Source organism: Corynebacterium aquatimens, from assembly GCF_030408395.1.
Classification (GTDB): Bacteria; Actinomycetota; Actinomycetes; order Mycobacteriales; family Mycobacteriaceae; genus Corynebacterium; species Corynebacterium aquatimens.
This window is the reverse complement of the sequence record NZ_CP046980.1, coordinates 1458128-1472762: the sequence shown is the minus strand read 5'-3', so window position 1 is coordinate 1472762 and position 14635 is coordinate 1458128. Positions and strand designations below refer to the sequence as shown.

Here is a 14635-nt window from a genome sequence, read left to right as displayed (position 1 = left end):
TCAGTATACTTCGATGAAAAACGCCCTCCGGCGGCCCGACGTTTCCGCAGGTCACGGGTGTGAGCCAGGAGGCCTGAATCATCGAAGTATACTTCGCCCTAAGCTAGGTGGGCGTGACTACAAACTCTGTGAGCAAAGACCTGCAGCGGCAGTGGACTGAGCTGGCGAAGGAGGTCCGGCACCACCGGGACCTCTACTACAACGGCAACCCGGTGATCACGGACGCGGAGTTCGACGACCTGTTTCGCCGTCTCCAGGAATTGGAGGCGACGCACCCGGAGCTCGCGGTGCCGGATTCGCCGACGATGGAGGTCGGCGCGCCGGTTAGCTCCAGCTTCGCCAACGTGGAGCACCTCGTGCCCATGACCAGTTTGGACAATGCGTTCAGTGCGGAGGAACTCGCCGACTGGCTGGCCAAGGCGCCGGGTCCGTACCTCACGGAGCTCAAGATCGACGGCGTGTCCATCGATCTCATCTACGAAAACGGCACGCTCACCCGCGCGGCCACGCGTGGCGACGGCCGGGTCGGCGAGGACATCACCGAGAACGCCCGCGTCATCAAGGACATCCCGCACCAGCTCACAGGCGATTTCCCGCCGCTGCTCGAGGTCCGCGGCGAGGTCTTCATTCGCCCCGAAGACTTTCCGGAGCTCAATGAGCTGCGTCAGGCCGAAGGCGGCAAACCGTTTGCCAACCCGCGCAATACAGCGGCGGGGGGACTGAGGCAGAAGAATCCGAAGGACGTCGAGAAGCGAAAGCTCCGCATGATTTGCCACGGCATTGGCGCGCGCGAGGGCCTGGAGCTGTCGAGCCAGCATGAGGCGTATGAGACGCTGGCGAGCTTCGGCCTGCCGGTCAGCGAATACACGCGGCGTGCGGAAACGGCCGAGGAGGTCCATGAGGCGGTCAATTATTGGGCCGATCACCGCCACGACGCGATCCATGAGATGGATGGTCTTGTGGTCAAGGTCGATGACCTCGCGGAGCAGCGCCGTCTCGGCTTCACCTCGCGCGCGCCGCGCTGGGCGATCGCGTACAAGTACCCGCCGGAAGAGGTCACCACGAAGCTTAAAGACATCGCGGTGTCCGTCGGCCGCACGGGCCGCGCCACGCCGTTCGCCATCCTTGAGCCGGTGTTTGTTTCCGGCTCGACGGTGTCTATGGCGACGTTGCACAACCAGCACGAGGTCAAGCGCAAGGGCGTCATGATCGGCGACACCGTTGTGGTCCGCAAGGCCGGCGAAATCATCCCTGAGGTCCTAGGCCCCGTCGCTGACCTGCGCGATGGCAGCGAGCGCGAGTTCGTCTACCCCTCAGACTGCCCGGTCTGCGGCACGCCGCTCGCCCCCGCGAAAGAGGGCGACGCGGATTGGCGTTGCCCCAACACCCGCTCGTGCCCCGCGCAGCTGGCAGCTCGCCTGGAGTACATCGCTTCCCGCGGGGCTTTCGACATCGAAGCGTTGGGGGAGAAGGGTGCCCAAGACCTCATCGAAAGCGGCGTGCTTATCGACGAAGGGGATCTCTTCGCATTGACCACCGACGACCTAAAAAAGTCCTCGGCGTACACGCGAAAAGATGGGCAACTCAATGCTTCGGGCACAAAGCTCCTCAACAACCTGGATAAAGCGAAGCAGACAGATTTGTGGCGCGTCCTGGTGGGGTTGTCGATCCGCCACGTTGGTCCCACCGCGGCCCGTGCCCTGGCGGCGCGCTACAGGTCCATGAATGCGCTGCTGGCCGCCACCACAGAAGAGCTCGCCGAAACGGACGGCGTTGGCCAGATCATCGCGGAGAGTTTTACAGAGTGGTTTGAGGTTGATTGGCACCGGGAAATCGTCGATAAGTGGCGCGCGGCTGGCGTGACCATGGAAGACGACACGTCCGACGCGCCTGAGCAAACGCTTGAGGGCCTCACCGTCGTGGTGACCGGCACCTTGGAGAACTACTCCCGCGATGAGGCCAAAGAGGCCATCCTGTCGCGCGGCGGCAAGGCGGCCGGGTCGGTGTCGAAGAAAACCGACTACGTCGTCGTCGGTGAAAACGCCGGCTCCAAGGCCGCGAAGGCGGAGGAGTTGGGCCGGCCGATCCTTACCGAGGAGCAGTTTGAGCAGCTGCTTCAGACCGGTTCGCTGCAGTAGCGGCGTATTTGTACACGCCTAACCCGACAGTTGCGACGGAGGCGAACAAGAGCACCGGCCACACCCAAAACGGCGCAGCCTCGTACCACGCGATAGCGCGCGACAGCAGCAGGACGACGGCCACGGTGAGAACCGGGCTGATCAGGTCTCTCAGCGACCACGTTGGCCGGCGCCACGCACGGAAGGATACGTAGGCCAACGCACCTACGCACCAGGCAACAAGAATGTCGCTGATCATCGCCTATCTGTCCCTTCGAGTTCTTCGAGCAGGCCCGCGGCGAGCCCGTCGACCCACATGCTGCTGGATTTAGCGACGAACACGGCATCCTCGCCGTCCGGGGACCACAGGAGCATGGTCCGGAAACCTCCGGTCCCGCTGTTGTGGAAGGCGTACTCGGTCCCACCCATCTCCCCTGCGGGCCCACCCATACTCGGGGCGACCGTGGTCGGCGACCCACTGTGCGTACTTGCCCATGTCCGCCGGGGTGGAGCAGATGGCGCCCGCCGGGGCCGAGCCGTCCATGTCCCAAGGCTCAACGGCGCGACCGTGCAAGCCGAGTCCTCGGGAGCTGTATTCTCCAGAGCCGGACGTCGCGAGGTATGTCTCATCCATGCCTGCGGGCTCGAGAATTGAGGTGCGCAGCAATTCCTCGTAACTGACGTTCGCGTTGCGGGCCAGAATCTGCCCGAGAAGGGCGTGGCCGTAGTTGGAGTAGTTGCGCTGGCCGCGATTTTTCAGCTCTCCATCGCCCGCGTAGGAGATGATCTCATCGGCTGTCGCCTCGCGGTAGGGGTTGCCGTTGGATAAAACCATGGCCAGGCGGTTGCTTATAAGCTCGACGGGCGCCGAGCTTAACCCAGAGGTGTGGTTGGCGAGTTCTTCCATGTTGACGTCGGCGATCGGGGCGGGGACGTCGATAAGCTCGCCGACTGTTGTTTCAAGCGTGATGTAGCCGCTTGCAATCTGCTGGCGCAGTAGCTCGGCGTTGAAGGTTTTGGTGATGGAGCCGAATTCGAACTCGGTGTGCTCGTCGGCGTCGAGGCCGCCAAAGCGGACGTTGCCGTTGTCGAGGAAGAAGGCGGCGAGGTCGTTGTGCCCGGGTTCGGCGTTGTTGTGAAGTGCGCTGGAGACGGACGCATCACCCGTGGCGTGCGTGCCCACCGTGATCGGGCGGGGCCCGAGAAGCAGCATCACGGTCAGCGTGAGGATTACGGCGAGGCCGCTGGCGGCCAGAGCAGTCGGCTTCATCAGTGTGCCTCGCACGCTGTGATAATCACCAGCAGTGGAATGACGCGGGCGGGGGAATGGCGTACCCGCCATCGTGCTTGGTCACCCAACCCGCGGCTTGTAGCGCGCCCAGGTGGTGGTAGGACGTACCCGTGGAAGAGACGATATCTCCCGACACGAGCTCGGCAACGGTGGCGGGAGCCCCCAAAAGGCGGCGCAGGATCTCTCCGCGCTGCGGGTGGGTGAGTGCGGACAGGCGCGAGATCTCGTCCTCCCAGGGGCTGTCTGTAACCCAGTGGGTGGGACGGGACCACTCGTATTCGTAGTGGCCGATCCCGGTATCGACGGCGCCGCCGAACGTGACGACGCCGTCGACAAGCTCGTCGTTGCGGTTGATCGCCTCGATGAGGGCGAAGGCGGGGGGCTGTTGCTGGGAAAGCGTGAAATGGGCTTCGAGCTGCGCGACTCTCCGCTCGAGGGCGGCGACGCGGTCAATGTCTGTGTACATAGAAGCGAGTGCCCCCAACGAACTCTGCGGCGCGATTGCGCGCTGAGGTCATTGCGGTTCGTCCCAAACGCACGCGCTACGATCAGCCCATGGCTGGTGGAACAGGAAAGCGGGGTCCGAGGGGCGATATCTCCGTCGAGACGATCCTTCTGGCCGCGGAGGAACTTCTCGCCAGCCAAGGGCCCAGAGCGCTGACGCAGCGCCGCATCGCGAAACAGGCCGGGGTCAGTCCCACAGCCCTCTACACCTATGCCGCCGACCTGGAGTCGATTCGGATCGCGCTAGGCGACAGGTTCCTCGGAGCAATCGATACAGAGCTTTTGCTTATCGACGATCCGGAAACCGCGCTTGCGACCTTCCTCCAGCACGTGCAGAAGCTCTTCACGGATAACCCCGGTCACGCTCAGCTTCTCGCGCAACAGCGCATTGCGGGACCCAACGCCCTGAAACTCAACGAAACTCTACTGACGTTTTTCCAGGTTACAGTGGGGCACAGCGCCGAGGCTGCGGCCGGTATCACCGGCATGCTCACCGAGTGGGTCTACGGGCATGCCCTGATTGCCGCCGACAACGGTGTCACCCCCGGTTTCGCCCGCGCCCTCGGACGGCAGGAGATGTCGCAATACCCCCTGACGGCAGCGATGATCGGTCAGGCTAGCCCCGGCCTTGATTTTCGGGCCGGAGATGAGATTGCCCGCACCCTCATGGTGCGGGCATTGACGTCCCCGCCGACCGGCGGCCGGGGGCGAGCGCAACAGCCGCCAGCACGAGAGCTGTGAAGGTGATGCCCGCGACCACCCAATGGTCAGTGGGGCTGGGGCCGGCGGGCAGGCTGATCAGATTCAAGGTGGACAGGGGCAGAGCGTGCCCGAAGGTAGCCGGCCAGGGAGAGCCGAAACGGTGGGCTGTCGCGCTGAGTAGCAAACCGAGCGCGAAGAGCGTAAGCGTCGAGGTCAGCGCAGCATCCAGCGGCAGGACGCTTTGGTAGACCATGGTCGCGTGGAGAGGGAGATGGAAAATCACCCACAGTCCCGAGATCGCGGCCGAGGAGCGCCAAACACCGGTATCGCCCAGGCATGTGTGAAGGAACCCGCGCCATGCCACCTCCTCGCCGAGAGTGCTCAGCGAGAACAACAGTGTCGCCGGAGCAATGAACGCGAGTGCGCGCACGTAGAAGCTGGCCGAATGGGGCTCGCCAACTCCAGCAGCAAGCGCGATGGCTGCCGCGATAGCGTAGGTGCCCAGCAGCACACCCACGGCGACCAGGCTGCCGAAGATGGCGCTTCGCCAGGGGGTACGAAGCCGAAACCAGCCCAGCACCTCGCGCTGTTGATACGCCACGATCACTGTTGCTGCGACAATGGCGGGAATCCACCTGGCGACGATGACGAACCAATTGGGGATTACAACGTCGAGCATGAGGAAAGCCCCGCACACTGCCGTGATGGAGAGTACGACGGCAACGGAAAACGTCAGTGCCATCGACCGGCGTAGTTTATTTGAGCGCTGCACAAATAGGAGTATACACAGCCCGAGGTCGGGTGGCACTGAAATACTTAGCTCAACATCGCGCCTACGCTGCAGCCGAGGTCGCCGATCTCGCGGACCTCAGAGGCCAGAAAATCGGGTCCGCCGACACGGCCCACCACCAGGACGAGGTCGGTGCCGTGCAGCGGGGTGATAGTGAGCGAGGTGCCGAGCTGGAACCAGGAATCTGGTGCCCAGCCGTCGAAATCGGGCTGGAGGATGCGCGCGGCCTCGATGGACGGCATTTGCGGACGGAGCCCGAACACCCGCTCCTGCCCCGCGCAGCTTGCCACCCGCCTGGAGTACATCGCCTCGCGTGGCGCGTTCGACATTGAGGCGCTCGGGGAGAAGGGCGCGCAGGACCTTATCGCCTCCGGCGTGCTTATCGACGAATCCACCCTCTTCGACCTCACTCCTGAAGACTTGGAGAAGTCGAGCGTCTACACCACCCAGAAGAGCGCAGTGAATGCTTCTGGCAAGAAGCTCCTGAACAACCTTCAAGAGAAGAAGAACACCGACCTGTGGCGGGTACTGGTGGCGTTGCCCATCCGCCACGTCGGACCGACAGCTGCCCGTGCCCTGGCTGCCCGCTACACGTCGATGGACGCGCTGCGCGCCGCCACGGTGGAAGAGCTTGCGGAGACCGACGGAGTAGGGGCCATCATCGCAGAATCCTTCAAAGACTGGTTTGAGGTTGATTGGCACCGGGAAATCGTCGATAAGTGGCGTGCGGCTGGCGTGACCATGGAAGACGACACGTCCGACGCGCCTGAGCAAACGCTTGAGGGCCTCACCGTCGTGGTGACCGGCACCTTGGAGAACTACTCCCGCGATGAGGCCAAAGAGGTCATCCTGTCGCGCGGCGGCAAGGCGGCCGGGTCGGTGTCGAAGAAAACCGACTACGTCGTCGTCGGTGAAAACGCCGGCTCCAAGGAACAAAAAGCCCGAGACTTAGGCCGATCGATCCTCAACGAGGAGCAGTTCACGCGCCTGCTGGACACGGGCAGCCCCGATTAAGCTCGGGCAAAGCGGATGCGCTTAGTTCATCGGCGCGTCGTCGACCTGGATGTCGAACTCGGCTTTGCCGCCCTCGGCCTTGGTCACTTGAACATCCACGCCGTACTTGGTGTCCCCGGCAGAAAGCGTGCACCGCATGGTGGCGCCTTCCTTGGCTTCGAGGTCGCCCGGGCACTCGATACTGTCTGGGCGCTGACCAACCTGTGCTTCGAGCTGGTCGGCGATCTGAGTTTCGACTTCATTCTTAGGCACTGACCCCGTGCAGCCGGTGAGGGTGAACAGCGGCATGACGGCGAGCATGGTAGCGGCGGCGATACGACGCATTGTGTTTCCTTCTTTCAACTGGTTTTTATCGACAGCAAACGTGCGGCGAGCACCGCACTACAGAGTAGGAAACCTCGGACATCTGATTTCCTTTCACTAAATATATAAAATCTCAGCGACGTGGCAAGGGGGAAATGTTTTAACTTTTCACTTCGGTGTCGTGGATCTGCTGGTCTAAGTCTTCCGGTGAGAGGTTGCCGGCGGCGAAGTCCGCGGTGAGCGGGAGGTGGAGCTCAATATCTGTGGCGGGGCAGAGCTCGATGATGGCGTCGTGGACGGTGTAGTCGAGGACGTGGCCGCCGGTGGTGCGGTCGTCGTCAATGAAATGCACGTGGCAACCGGGCACCCCGATGCCCTTGGCGTATCCGGGGGTGCGGAAGCCACCGATGATGCCGCGCACGTTTTCAAACGTGATCTCTTTGTCGTCACCAACGGCTTCCTGCATCGGTGGATATGGTTTTTCCTGCTTAGTCACGGTGCGGGTGGTCACGGTGTCGAACTCACCCGTGATCTTCACCGCGTGGAGATAGTTGCCAGACGGCTGGAGTTCGTCGATAAACGCCGAAAGCTCGCTGCGACGCATACCCTTGGGCGCGTCCGCCACGATGCGCGGCACGAAGTTTGTCACCTGGCCAAATGGGCTTTTTTGATCCAGGTCAGCGATCGTTGCTGAGCCGTCGCCGCGCAGCTGGTAGCAAGTGCCGTCCAGGATGATCATCTCCCCATCGAGCGCGTCGAAGGTGCCAAGGCCGAAGTTGCCCTTTGACAGCATGTCACCGATGGTGAGTTCCCCGTCATAGATGCCGTCGAGGAGCGCGGACATGAGCGAGTTCTGGAAAATGGTGTGCCGGCCGATGGAAGTCATGCCGACGATGCTAGCCGGGGAGTCGACCGAGGCGTTAGTGTCGGGGCACTGATCTAGGATGGCGTTAAAGAATGAGATCGCGAATGAACATCAGCTAAGAGAGGAGGTCGTAGTGGCTGTTAGGGTTCCAGTCAAGCAACCAGTTCTCCAATGGGCAGTTGAACGCACCCGCGTTCCTGTCGATGAACTTCAAGAGAAAAGCGACTTTAGGTTGCTTCAATCCTGGCTCGCTGGAGAAAAATATCCTACGTTACGCCAAGCTAAAGCGCTGGCCAGCATGGCGAGAATTCCGTTTGGCTACTTGCTCCTCGATACACCAGTGGATGATCAACCGCAGCTGCCTGATTTCCGCTCGATTCGAAGCAGCGAAGTAGTCTCTGCCAGCCCTGATCTGGAAGAACTGATTCACACGTGCGAAAGCCGTTTGGATTGGTATGCCGAGAATACCCTTCGATCTGGAATCGCTCCACCAAACTGCGTTGGAAGATTTTCCCTTAGCTCCGATGTAGGAGCTGCGGTTATGGATGCTCACCTTCTTCTGGATTGGATCCCGGGAACGGTTGAGCGTGGCCGAGAAAGAATTTTGACACTCAGCGATGCGATCGAGGAAGCTGGAATCCTGGTTATGCGCAGCTCTGTGGTGGGTAACAACAACGCACGAAAACTGGATGTCGAAGAGTTCAGAGGTTTCACGCTGATACGCGATTCCTTCGGCTTGATTTTTGTTAACGGGTCAGACTCGAAAACGGGGCAGTTGTTCAGCCTGGCTCATGAGCTCGCCCATGTTTTGATCGATTCCCCTGGAATTTCGGGCGAGCGGAATGACCACCGAGCGGTTGAACGGTGGTGCAACGCTTTTGCTGCAGAATTTCTCGCCCCTTCCGCTGATATTGCACGAGCGTGGAACGAGATGCAGGACCTTGGCGAAACTACGCAATGGGCATATCAACAATTCGGGGTGAGCGGGGAAGTCGTGATCTGGAGCCTCGTGGATGCCGGATTGATTACACGGGATTGTGCAGCAGCATTTCTGGAAATGCGGAAAGAAGAACTGCCGACGCGAAAACCGACTGGTGGAAATTTTAGAAACACCACCCGTTCTCGGCTTGGCCGCAGATTCTTGTCAGCTTTGACAGAAGCCCTGGCTGAAGAACGGATCACTGAAACCGAGGCTTCTAGAAAGCTAGGAATCAACAAAATCTCCACGATCCGAGATCTGGTTGCCGAGTATCAGGGGGCTCCGTGACCAGTTATGAAAAACCGAGTCCGCGGAAAACGACGAGAGTCCAAATCCCTGATGCAGCGAACGCCTTTGGCGTGAGTTGCGTCAATAACTTGGGTTATTTGCGCTCTGAAGGGATCGTTTTCTGACCGCCACTACGACCTTCGCGACGGTGGAAGCAGCTCCGACGGCTCATCGGACGTGGTGATCACCAGCTCATCGCGGGCGCGCGACGCCGCGACGTAAAGGAGTGAGCGTTCACGCTGCAACGCGGTTGCCTGGTCCTCTGTGGAAAGGTCCTTCAACGCGAATCGCTGTGGCATGACCGTTTTGCCTACGCCGATGAGAACAACGTGGGTGAACTCCATGCCCTTGGCGCCGTGCATGGTCATCACGGATACCTGCTCCTGGGCGGAAGAATTGGCGTTCTTGGTCGGCTGGTTGCCGTGGAACATCACCGCAGCAGACTTGGATTGGTTCGATCAGGAAAAAGCACAGGTAGCTGCCCCGCCGTGATTTTGCCCTACGCGATCTGTGATTGATGGCGCCGGTTCTCAAGAATCTCGCCCAACCGTTTGGGGTAGCGCGTCCAGATAGCGCCTTCTTCCTCGTTGAAACCAAGATACGCATCGAGCGTCAGATTTTCGCTGCCAGGGGCGGAGTTGTGCCAGGCAGTAACCCAATCATCGATCTCATCCAAGGATGCTTCACCTTCAAGACACCTGTCCACAAATGGTTTAAACATCGATTTTCTTTCCCCTCACCGGTTGACCAATCCTATGGCCCGTGTGGACGTCGAAGATACCGATATGTTCTCCTCGACGATTGTAACCCTCCACGTGACCATGTAAACGGTCGTACTCAAAGACGATCGATTGATCGGGATCACGCCAACGTTGCGTGCCCGATCTCTTCACGCGCTCGAGCCCGTCGAGAAAACTCGGGTTCGGACGCGGAATGTAGGCTGCTGCCATATTCCCGCCTTCCAGTTGAAGTCCTTAAACCTTTAGACTCCTAAAGGGGCTGCGAGGTTCCCTCGAGGGGGAAATTTTTGTTCGGAAGGGGGAACGTCAGCGCGCTGTTGACCGGGAACTGCTTTAGCGCACGGTTGGGGGATTGGCCGGGGGATCGATGTGATCCGGGGCGCCCGGTTCGACGCGGTAGTTCGCGGGGAACTCGTCGGTGGCAGGGGCAGTGGTCTGATCGTCGGTGTAGTAGACCGGTTCAGGCTGGGAGACTGGTGCTGAATCGACGTAGTACTCCGTGGTTTGGGAATCCGCTGGTGCGGTGGAGGGGAGTGCGTCGCCGGTCTGGGGGACGGCTGCGAATGAATCGGTGGTGGGGGTTGCGCGCGTGGGGGTTGCAGGGGCGGCGGATGCGGGAGCGGTCGTCGCCGTGGGTTCGGTGTGAGCGTTTCGGGACGTGCGCTTTTTCTTCGTGGCGCGTGGGTGCTTGTTGCGCTCCGTTGGGCGCGGGGTCTTTTTCTCCGGCTGGTGGATAACGCGGTAGATACTGAGCGCTGTGGCGGCGGTTGCCAGTAGGACAAGGACTGGCCAGACCCAGTAGGGGACCTCGCTGTACCAGGAGATGAAGTAGGAGAACACGAGCGTGAGCAGAGGGACGATCACTGCGTTGAGGATGCTCATGAACCGGTTCGACGGTTTCACAGCCGCAGTGACGATCGTGGTGATCGCTGCGGTAGCGACAACGATGACAAGGAACCAAGAAATGATTGCGCTGGTGGTCATTTAGATCGCTCCTTTGGACAGCGTGTCAAAGAGGGTGAATGTGAGGTCGTTTACCGCGACGCCGGATCGGTTGGAGACGAAGACAGCCTTGCCGTTGCGGGGGTCGACGATCATGCCGGTGGAGTAGCCGGCGGTGCGGCCGTTCTTGTACGGGAACTTGCCGTAGAGGCTCTTGGCGTAGTCGGGGGAGTTCGGATCGGCGGTGCCGGATTGCTCGGCGTTGGATTGCTCGGGGTTGGCTTGTTCGTTGTCTGCCTGGGGGTTGTCGGTGTCGGCGAGGTTCTGAGGTTCGTCGTTAAGCGTAAAGCCAAAGTCGCCCCAGCCGTACTCGGCGGTGCCGTTGGTGAGGACGAACTCGGCGTACTTAGCCATGTCAGCCGGGGTGGAGCGGATGGCACCGCTGGGGGCGTAGCCGTTCATTTCCCAGGCCTTTGTCTTGCGGCCGTTTACGGCATATCCCTGTGCGCGGCCGCCGGTGGTGCCGGGGGTAGCAAGGTAGGTCTGCGACATGCCGGCAGGCTGAAGGATGTTGTTTTTGAGTAGATCGGCGTAGCTCATGCCTGCCTTGTGGGCGAGGAGCTGACCAAGCAGCGCGTAGCCGTAGTTGGAATAGGCGCGCTCACCGCGCTTGTGCAGCTTGACGTTTTTCGCCTCATCCAGGATCTGCTGCGGCGTGAGGTCGTCGGCGTAAGGGTTGCAGTTAGTAAAGGTGCACAGGAAGTTAGGCTTCGTGCCCACCAGCCGTGGGACGCCGGCGGTGTGGTCGGCGAGCTCCTTGAGCGTCACGTCGTGGATCGGGGCGTCGCCGACGTCGATGATCTCACCCACGGTAGTGTCCAGCGAGACTTCCTTGGTGCGCACCATCTGTGTCAGCAGCTGGGTGGTGAACGTCTTGGTAACGGAGCCGATCTCAACTTCGGAATTCTCCGTCGCGCCAAGACCACCGAAGCGGGCCTTGCGGGCGCCGTTCTGATCGGTCTCCAAAATGAAGGCTGCGATATCTTTGCCGCCGTTCGGGGCGTGATTGGAGAGATACTGGGAAACCTCCTGATCACCGGTCTGATCGTTGGAAACACTCAGCGGCCACGGGCCAGCGACCATCAGCAGAATCAGCGTCAGCGCTGCGGCGATAACCGCGGGGAGAAGACCTTTCGGCCGAGTCCTTTGTGAGTCACCCGCGGAGTGGCTATCTGCCTTGCTGGTGCCACGGGATTTCTTTGTGGTTGTGCCACGCGCCATGCGCTGTCCTTGTCTGTTTACGGCCGGGTTATCGGTTTCCGGCAATTCGTTCGTGTTTTAGTTGTTAGTCGATTGACATGGGCGATCTTACCGATCGCGCTGCGATAGTAGGAGCTAGCGCACGAGGGCACCGACGATGGCGCCGAGGTCGCCGATGTGGGCGACTTCGGAGGCCAAGAAGTCCGGACCGCCGGTGCGGCCAACGACCATGTAGAGGTCGGTGCTGGCCAGCGGAGTGATGGCCAGCGCGGAGTCGAGGATCCACCAGGCTTCCGGCACCCAATCATCGCTTTCGGGGTGGAGGATGCGGGCATCATGAACGTCTTCGATGTGAGGTTTTGTCCCGTCATCGCCCGGGGCGGCTTGGGAGGTGGCGACGCGGACCAGGCCGTTGTCAGTAGTGCGTAAAACAACAGCCCACGATGAGGTGAGCGCCTGCGGCATGACGGAGACGAGCTCCTCCATCGCCTTGGGTAGATTGTGGATTTGCGTGGCCACGCGGGCGAGCATCTGTACTTGCTCGCGGCGATCGACGCGGCCGGAGTAAGGGCGGATCGAATCGATTTCCACGCCACCGAGCGACGCGGCCGCGGTAAGCAGGGAATCCACCATTGCGCCGGTGGGCAGTTCCACCACAATGTCATCGGTGACCACGGGGTTCCCGTCTACGCGGGTGGTTTCCACAATGTCTACTGACTGGATGTTTGCGTCCACGAGCCCGAATGCTTCCGCGAGCTCACCGAGACTGCCCGGGGTATCGGGCAGGACCACGCGAACCAGATAAGACACGGCCCTTTTATACCATTTTTAAGCCGCGAATTCGAGACTTAATTTCGCATTAGAAATTAAGGGGGTAGCGGTGGCGGTGTTTCGGCAGGCGTGGTGGGGCTGTATCGGGGTAGTGGCGGGGTGCTCCCGTAGGATGTTGGCGTACGCGCGGTAACACACGCAGCGGTTAGAAAGGACGTGAGAGACGTGGCCGAGGCCCACGCCATTTCCCGCGACGAGGTCGCCGGAATTGCAAAGCTGGCGCGCATTGCGCTGGCGGATGAAGAACTGGATCACATTGCTGGTCAGCTGGACACGATCGTTGAGGCTGTGTCCGCTGTTCAAGCGGTGGACACAACCGGCGTGGAGCCCATGAGCCACCCGCACTCCGTCGAGGCCGCCATGCGTGTCGACGAGGTGAAGGAAACGCTGACCCAGGACCAGGCGCTGGACCAGGCGCCGGAGGTCGATGAGGAGCGCTTCGTGGTGCCGCAGATCCTTGGGGAAGGTGACTAAGAATGACTGAGACAGCTAATAGTGCAGCAGGTGGTGCAGCAAGCGGTGCGGTGGAGACCGCGTTGGCGCCGAATGAGGGTCTGCTCTCACTTCCGGCTCACGAGCTGGCGGCGAAGATCCAGGCGGGAGAGGTCACGTCCCGCGAGGTGACGCAGGCGTTCTTGGACCGCATCGCCGAGTCGGATGACGCCGTTGGTGCGTTCTTGCACGTCGGTGCTGAAGAAGCGCTGGCCGCAGCGGATGCTGTGGATGCGCAGGTTGCTGCGGGCGAGGAGCCGGTTTCACCACTGGCTGGTGTGCCGCTGGCGCTCAAAGACCTGTTTGTCACCACGGATGCGCCGACGACTGCGGCGTCGAAGATCCTTGAGGGCTACATGAGCCCGTATGACGCGACGATCGTGACCAAGATCCGCGCGGCGGGCATTCCGATCTTGGGCAAGACCAACCTGGATGAGTTCGCAATGGGTTCGTCCAATGAGAACTCGGCGTACAAAGTCACCCACAACCCGCACGATCTGTCCCGCACCCCGGGTGGGTCCGGTGGTGGTACCGCGGCAGCGCTGGCATCCGGGCAAGCGCCGCTGGGAATTGGTACGGACACCGGTGGCTCGATTCGCCAGCCGGCGTCGCTGACCGGCACCGTGGGCGCGAAGCCGACGTACGGTGCGGTGTCGCGCTACGGCATGATCGCCAACGCGTCCTCGCTGGACCAGTGCGGTCCGTGTGCGAATAATGTGCTGGATACCGCGCTGTTGCACGAGGTCATCGCGGGCCACGATCCGTTCGATGCGACGAGTGTTGATCGACCAGTCTCCTCAGTCGTAGAGGCAGCGCGCGAAGGCGCATCCGGTGATTTGTCGGGCGTGCGCATCGGCCGCGTGAAGCAGTTTGGTGGCGAAGGAACGCAGGCTGGCGTCTCCGACGTCATCGAGGCTTCTTTTGCGCAGCTTGAGAGCCAGGGCGCGGAGATCGTTGAGGTCGACTGCCCGAACTTTGCCCACGTTATGGGTGCCTACTACATCATCCAAACCTCCGAGGTCAGCTCGAACCTCGCTCGCTTTGATGGTATGCGCTACGGTCAGCGCCGCGGTGACGATGGCTCGCACTCCGCGGAGGAAGTCATGGCGATCACCCGTGGTGAGGGCTTCGGCGACGAGGTCAAGCGCCGTGTGATCTTGGGTACCTACGCACTGTCGGTTGGTTACTACGACGCCTACTACTTGCAGGCGCAGCGTATCCGCACCCTCGTGGCGCAGGACTTTGCCAAGGCCTTCGAGCAGGTCGACGTCATTGCTGGTCCGGCAACGCCGACGACGGCGTTCAAGCTGGGCGACAAGGTCGATGACCCGTTGGCAATGTACAACTTTGACCTGTTCACGCTTCCGTTGAACCTTGCCGGTCTACCTGGTCTGTCAGTTCCGGCAGGCACCGCGTCCGACACGGGTCTTCCGGTTGGCCTGCAGGTGATTGCGCCCGCGTTTGCCGACGAGCGGATGTACAAGGTAGCCGCCGCCTTTGAGGCTGGCCGCAAGTAG

General features: G+C 61.2%; 19 protein-coding genes and 1 pseudogene. 7 read left to right on the top strand and 13 right to left on the bottom strand.

The features are described 5' to 3' along the window. The first annotated feature begins 113 nt into the window (after nucleotides 1-113). Entirely contained in the window at nucleotides 114-2138 is a 2025-nt protein-coding gene (ligA, locus tag CAQUA_RS06680) for an NAD-dependent DNA ligase LigA (protein WP_196823968.1), read from the top strand. Here ligA and CAQUA_RS06675 read toward each other — a convergent pair. The 3 genes from CAQUA_RS06675 to CAQUA_RS06665 form a co-directional block, all read right to left on the bottom strand. Then, nucleotides 2089-2376 (bottom strand): hypothetical protein, encoded by a 288-nt coding sequence (locus tag CAQUA_RS06675; RefSeq protein ID WP_196823969.1) that lies wholly within the window; start codon nucleotides 2374-2376, stop codon nucleotides 2089-2091. The two genes, ligA and CAQUA_RS06675, sit on opposite strands and share 50 nt — an antisense overlap. A gap of 69 nt (nucleotides 2377-2445) precedes the next feature. Next, on the bottom strand, nucleotides 2446-3387 hold the full coding sequence (locus CAQUA_RS06670) for a serine hydrolase domain-containing protein (protein WP_196823970.1): 942 nt from the start codon (nucleotides 3385-3387) through the stop codon (nucleotides 2446-2448). A 25-nt stretch (nucleotides 3388-3412) separates the two neighbouring features. Next, the gene (locus tag CAQUA_RS06665; RefSeq protein ID WP_231375353.1) at nucleotides 3413-3874 is read right to left on the bottom strand and encodes an ArsR/SmtB family transcription factor; all 462 of its coding nucleotides are present in this window, start codon (nucleotides 3872-3874) and stop codon (nucleotides 3413-3415) included. Between the two features lie 8 nt (nucleotides 3875-3882). Here CAQUA_RS06665 and CAQUA_RS06660 point away from each other — a divergent pair, with 8 nt between their 5' ends. Beyond that, nucleotides 3883-4653 (top strand): TetR/AcrR family transcriptional regulator, encoded by a 771-nt coding sequence (locus CAQUA_RS06660; RefSeq protein WP_290178021.1) that lies wholly within the window; start codon nucleotides 3883-3885, stop codon nucleotides 4651-4653. Here CAQUA_RS06660 and CAQUA_RS06655 read toward each other — a convergent pair. Together CAQUA_RS06655 and CAQUA_RS06650 are read right to left on the bottom strand one after the other, a co-directional pair. Further along, on the bottom strand, nucleotides 4577-5386 hold the full coding sequence (locus tag CAQUA_RS06655; protein ID WP_196823972.1) for a CPBP family glutamic-type intramembrane protease: 810 nt from the start codon (nucleotides 5384-5386) through the stop codon (nucleotides 4577-4579). The genes CAQUA_RS06660 and CAQUA_RS06655 overlap by 77 nt on opposite strands. A gap of 44 nt (nucleotides 5387-5430) precedes the next feature. After that, the gene (locus CAQUA_RS06650; protein ID WP_196823973.1) at nucleotides 5431-5646 is read right to left on the bottom strand and encodes a hypothetical protein; all 216 of its coding nucleotides are present in this window, start codon (nucleotides 5644-5646) and stop codon (nucleotides 5431-5433) included. Between the two features lie 7 nt (nucleotides 5647-5653). Here CAQUA_RS06650 and CAQUA_RS06645 point away from each other — a divergent pair. Next, nucleotides 5654-6418 (top strand): annotated as a pseudogene (locus CAQUA_RS06645) (helix-hairpin-helix domain-containing protein); the annotation flags it as partial. A 21-nt stretch (nucleotides 6419-6439) separates the two neighbouring features. Here the strand turns inward: CAQUA_RS06645 and CAQUA_RS06640 are convergent. Then, complete coding sequence (locus tag CAQUA_RS06640; protein ID WP_231375356.1) at nucleotides 6440-6742, bottom strand: DUF4333 domain-containing protein; 303 nt, start codon at nucleotides 6740-6742, stop codon at nucleotides 6440-6442. 139 nt (nucleotides 6743-6881) lie between these two features. After that, on the bottom strand, nucleotides 6882-7607 hold the full coding sequence (gene budA / locus CAQUA_RS06635) for an acetolactate decarboxylase (protein ID WP_196823975.1): 726 nt from the start codon (nucleotides 7605-7607) through the stop codon (nucleotides 6882-6884). A 112-nt stretch (nucleotides 7608-7719) separates the two neighbouring features. Between budA and CAQUA_RS06630 the strand changes: the two genes are divergently transcribed. Beyond that, nucleotides 7720-8853: an ImmA/IrrE family metallo-endopeptidase gene (locus CAQUA_RS06630; RefSeq protein WP_196823976.1), complete on the top strand. Its 1134-nt coding sequence runs from the start codon at nucleotides 7720-7722 to the stop codon at nucleotides 8851-8853. Then, entirely contained in the window at nucleotides 8850-8978 is a 129-nt protein-coding gene (locus CAQUA_RS11205) for a DUF4411 family protein (RefSeq protein WP_353959134.1), read from the top strand. Before CAQUA_RS06630 ends, CAQUA_RS11205 begins: the two co-directional genes overlap by 4 nt. Before the next feature lie 6 nt (nucleotides 8979-8984). On the opposite strand, the gene CAQUA_RS06625 is transcribed toward CAQUA_RS11205, so the two are convergent. The 6 genes from CAQUA_RS06625 to CAQUA_RS06600 all read right to left on the bottom strand — a co-directional run bounded on the left by CAQUA_RS06625 (nucleotide 8985) and on the right by CAQUA_RS06600 (nucleotide 12605). Beyond that, nucleotides 8985-9284, bottom strand: coding sequence for a 3'-5' exonuclease (locus CAQUA_RS06625; RefSeq protein WP_196825538.1), 300 nt, complete (start codon nucleotides 9282-9284; stop codon nucleotides 8985-8987). Between the two features lie 68 nt (nucleotides 9285-9352). Further along, on the bottom strand, nucleotides 9353-9529 hold the full coding sequence (locus CAQUA_RS06620; protein WP_196823977.1) for a hypothetical protein: 177 nt from the start codon (nucleotides 9527-9529) through the stop codon (nucleotides 9353-9355). Nucleotides 9530-9566: 37 nt separating this feature from the next. Continuing rightward, nucleotides 9567-9803, bottom strand: a complete 237-nt coding sequence (locus CAQUA_RS06615) for a colicin E3/pyocin S6 family cytotoxin (RefSeq protein WP_196823978.1) — start codon at nucleotides 9801-9803, stop codon at nucleotides 9567-9569. 123 nt (nucleotides 9804-9926) lie between these two features. Continuing rightward, a complete protein-coding gene (locus CAQUA_RS06610; protein WP_196823979.1) occupies nucleotides 9927-10577 on the bottom strand; it encodes an MFS transporter in 651 nt (216 codons plus the stop codon). Then, nucleotides 10578-11816 carry a serine hydrolase domain-containing protein gene (locus CAQUA_RS06605; RefSeq protein ID WP_196823980.1) on the bottom strand — a complete coding sequence of 413 codons (1239 nt, stop codon included), beginning with the start codon at nucleotides 11814-11816 and terminating at the stop codon, nucleotides 10578-10580. A 114-nt stretch (nucleotides 11817-11930) separates the two neighbouring features. Beyond that, nucleotides 11931-12605 (bottom strand): ACT domain-containing protein, encoded by a 675-nt coding sequence (locus CAQUA_RS06600; protein ID WP_196823981.1) that lies wholly within the window; start codon nucleotides 12603-12605, stop codon nucleotides 11931-11933. A gap of 186 nt (nucleotides 12606-12791) precedes the next feature. Here CAQUA_RS06600 and gatC point away from each other — a divergent pair, with 186 nt between their 5' ends. Together gatC and gatA are read left to right on the top strand one after the other, a co-directional pair. Then, a complete protein-coding gene (gatC, locus tag CAQUA_RS06595; protein WP_196823982.1) occupies nucleotides 12792-13100 on the top strand; it encodes an Asp-tRNA(Asn)/Glu-tRNA(Gln) amidotransferase subunit GatC in 309 nt (102 codons plus the stop codon). Between the two features lie 50 nt (nucleotides 13101-13150). Continuing rightward, the gene (gene gatA / locus CAQUA_RS06590) at nucleotides 13151-14635 is read left to right on the top strand and encodes an Asp-tRNA(Asn)/Glu-tRNA(Gln) amidotransferase subunit GatA (protein ID WP_290178951.1); all 1485 of its coding nucleotides are present in this window, start codon (nucleotides 13151-13153) and stop codon (nucleotides 14633-14635) included.

Bases quoted from the DNA above. Each gene is read 5' to 3' on its own strand.
- CAQUA_RS06675 (WP_196823969.1), bottom strand. From the start codon at position 2,376: ATGATCAGCGACATTCTTGTTGCCTGGTGCGTAGGTGCGTTGGCCTAC.
- CAQUA_RS06670 (WP_196823970.1), bottom strand. From the start codon at position 3,387: ATGAAGCCGACTGCTCTGGCCGCCAGCGGCCTCGCCGTAATCCTCACG.
- CAQUA_RS06665 (WP_231375353.1), bottom strand. From the start codon at position 3,874: ATGTACACAGACATTGACCGCGTCGCCGCCCTCGAGCGGAGAGTCGCG.
- CAQUA_RS06650 (WP_196823973.1), bottom strand. From the start codon at position 5,646: ATGCCGTCCATCGAGGCCGCGCGCATCCTCCAGCCCGATTTCGACGGC.
- CAQUA_RS06640 (WP_231375356.1), bottom strand. From the start codon at position 6,742: ATGCGTCGTATCGCCGCCGCTACCATGCTCGCCGTCATGCCGCTGTTC.
- budA (WP_196823975.1), bottom strand. From the start codon at position 7,607: ATGACTTCCATCGGCCGGCACACCATTTTCCAGAACTCGCTCATGTCC.
- CAQUA_RS06625 (WP_196825538.1), bottom strand. From the start codon at position 9,284: ATGTTCCACGGCAACCAGCCGACCAAGAACGCCAATTCTTCCGCCCAG.
- CAQUA_RS06615 (WP_196823978.1), bottom strand. From the start codon at position 9,803: ATGGCAGCAGCCTACATTCCGCGTCCGAACCCGAGTTTTCTCGACGGG.
- CAQUA_RS06610 (WP_196823979.1), bottom strand. From the start codon at position 10,577: ATGACCACCAGCGCAATCATTTCTTGGTTCCTTGTCATCGTTGTCGCT.
- CAQUA_RS06605 (WP_196823980.1), bottom strand. From the start codon at position 11,816: ATGGCGCGTGGCACAACCACAAAGAAATCCCGTGGCACCAGCAAGGCA.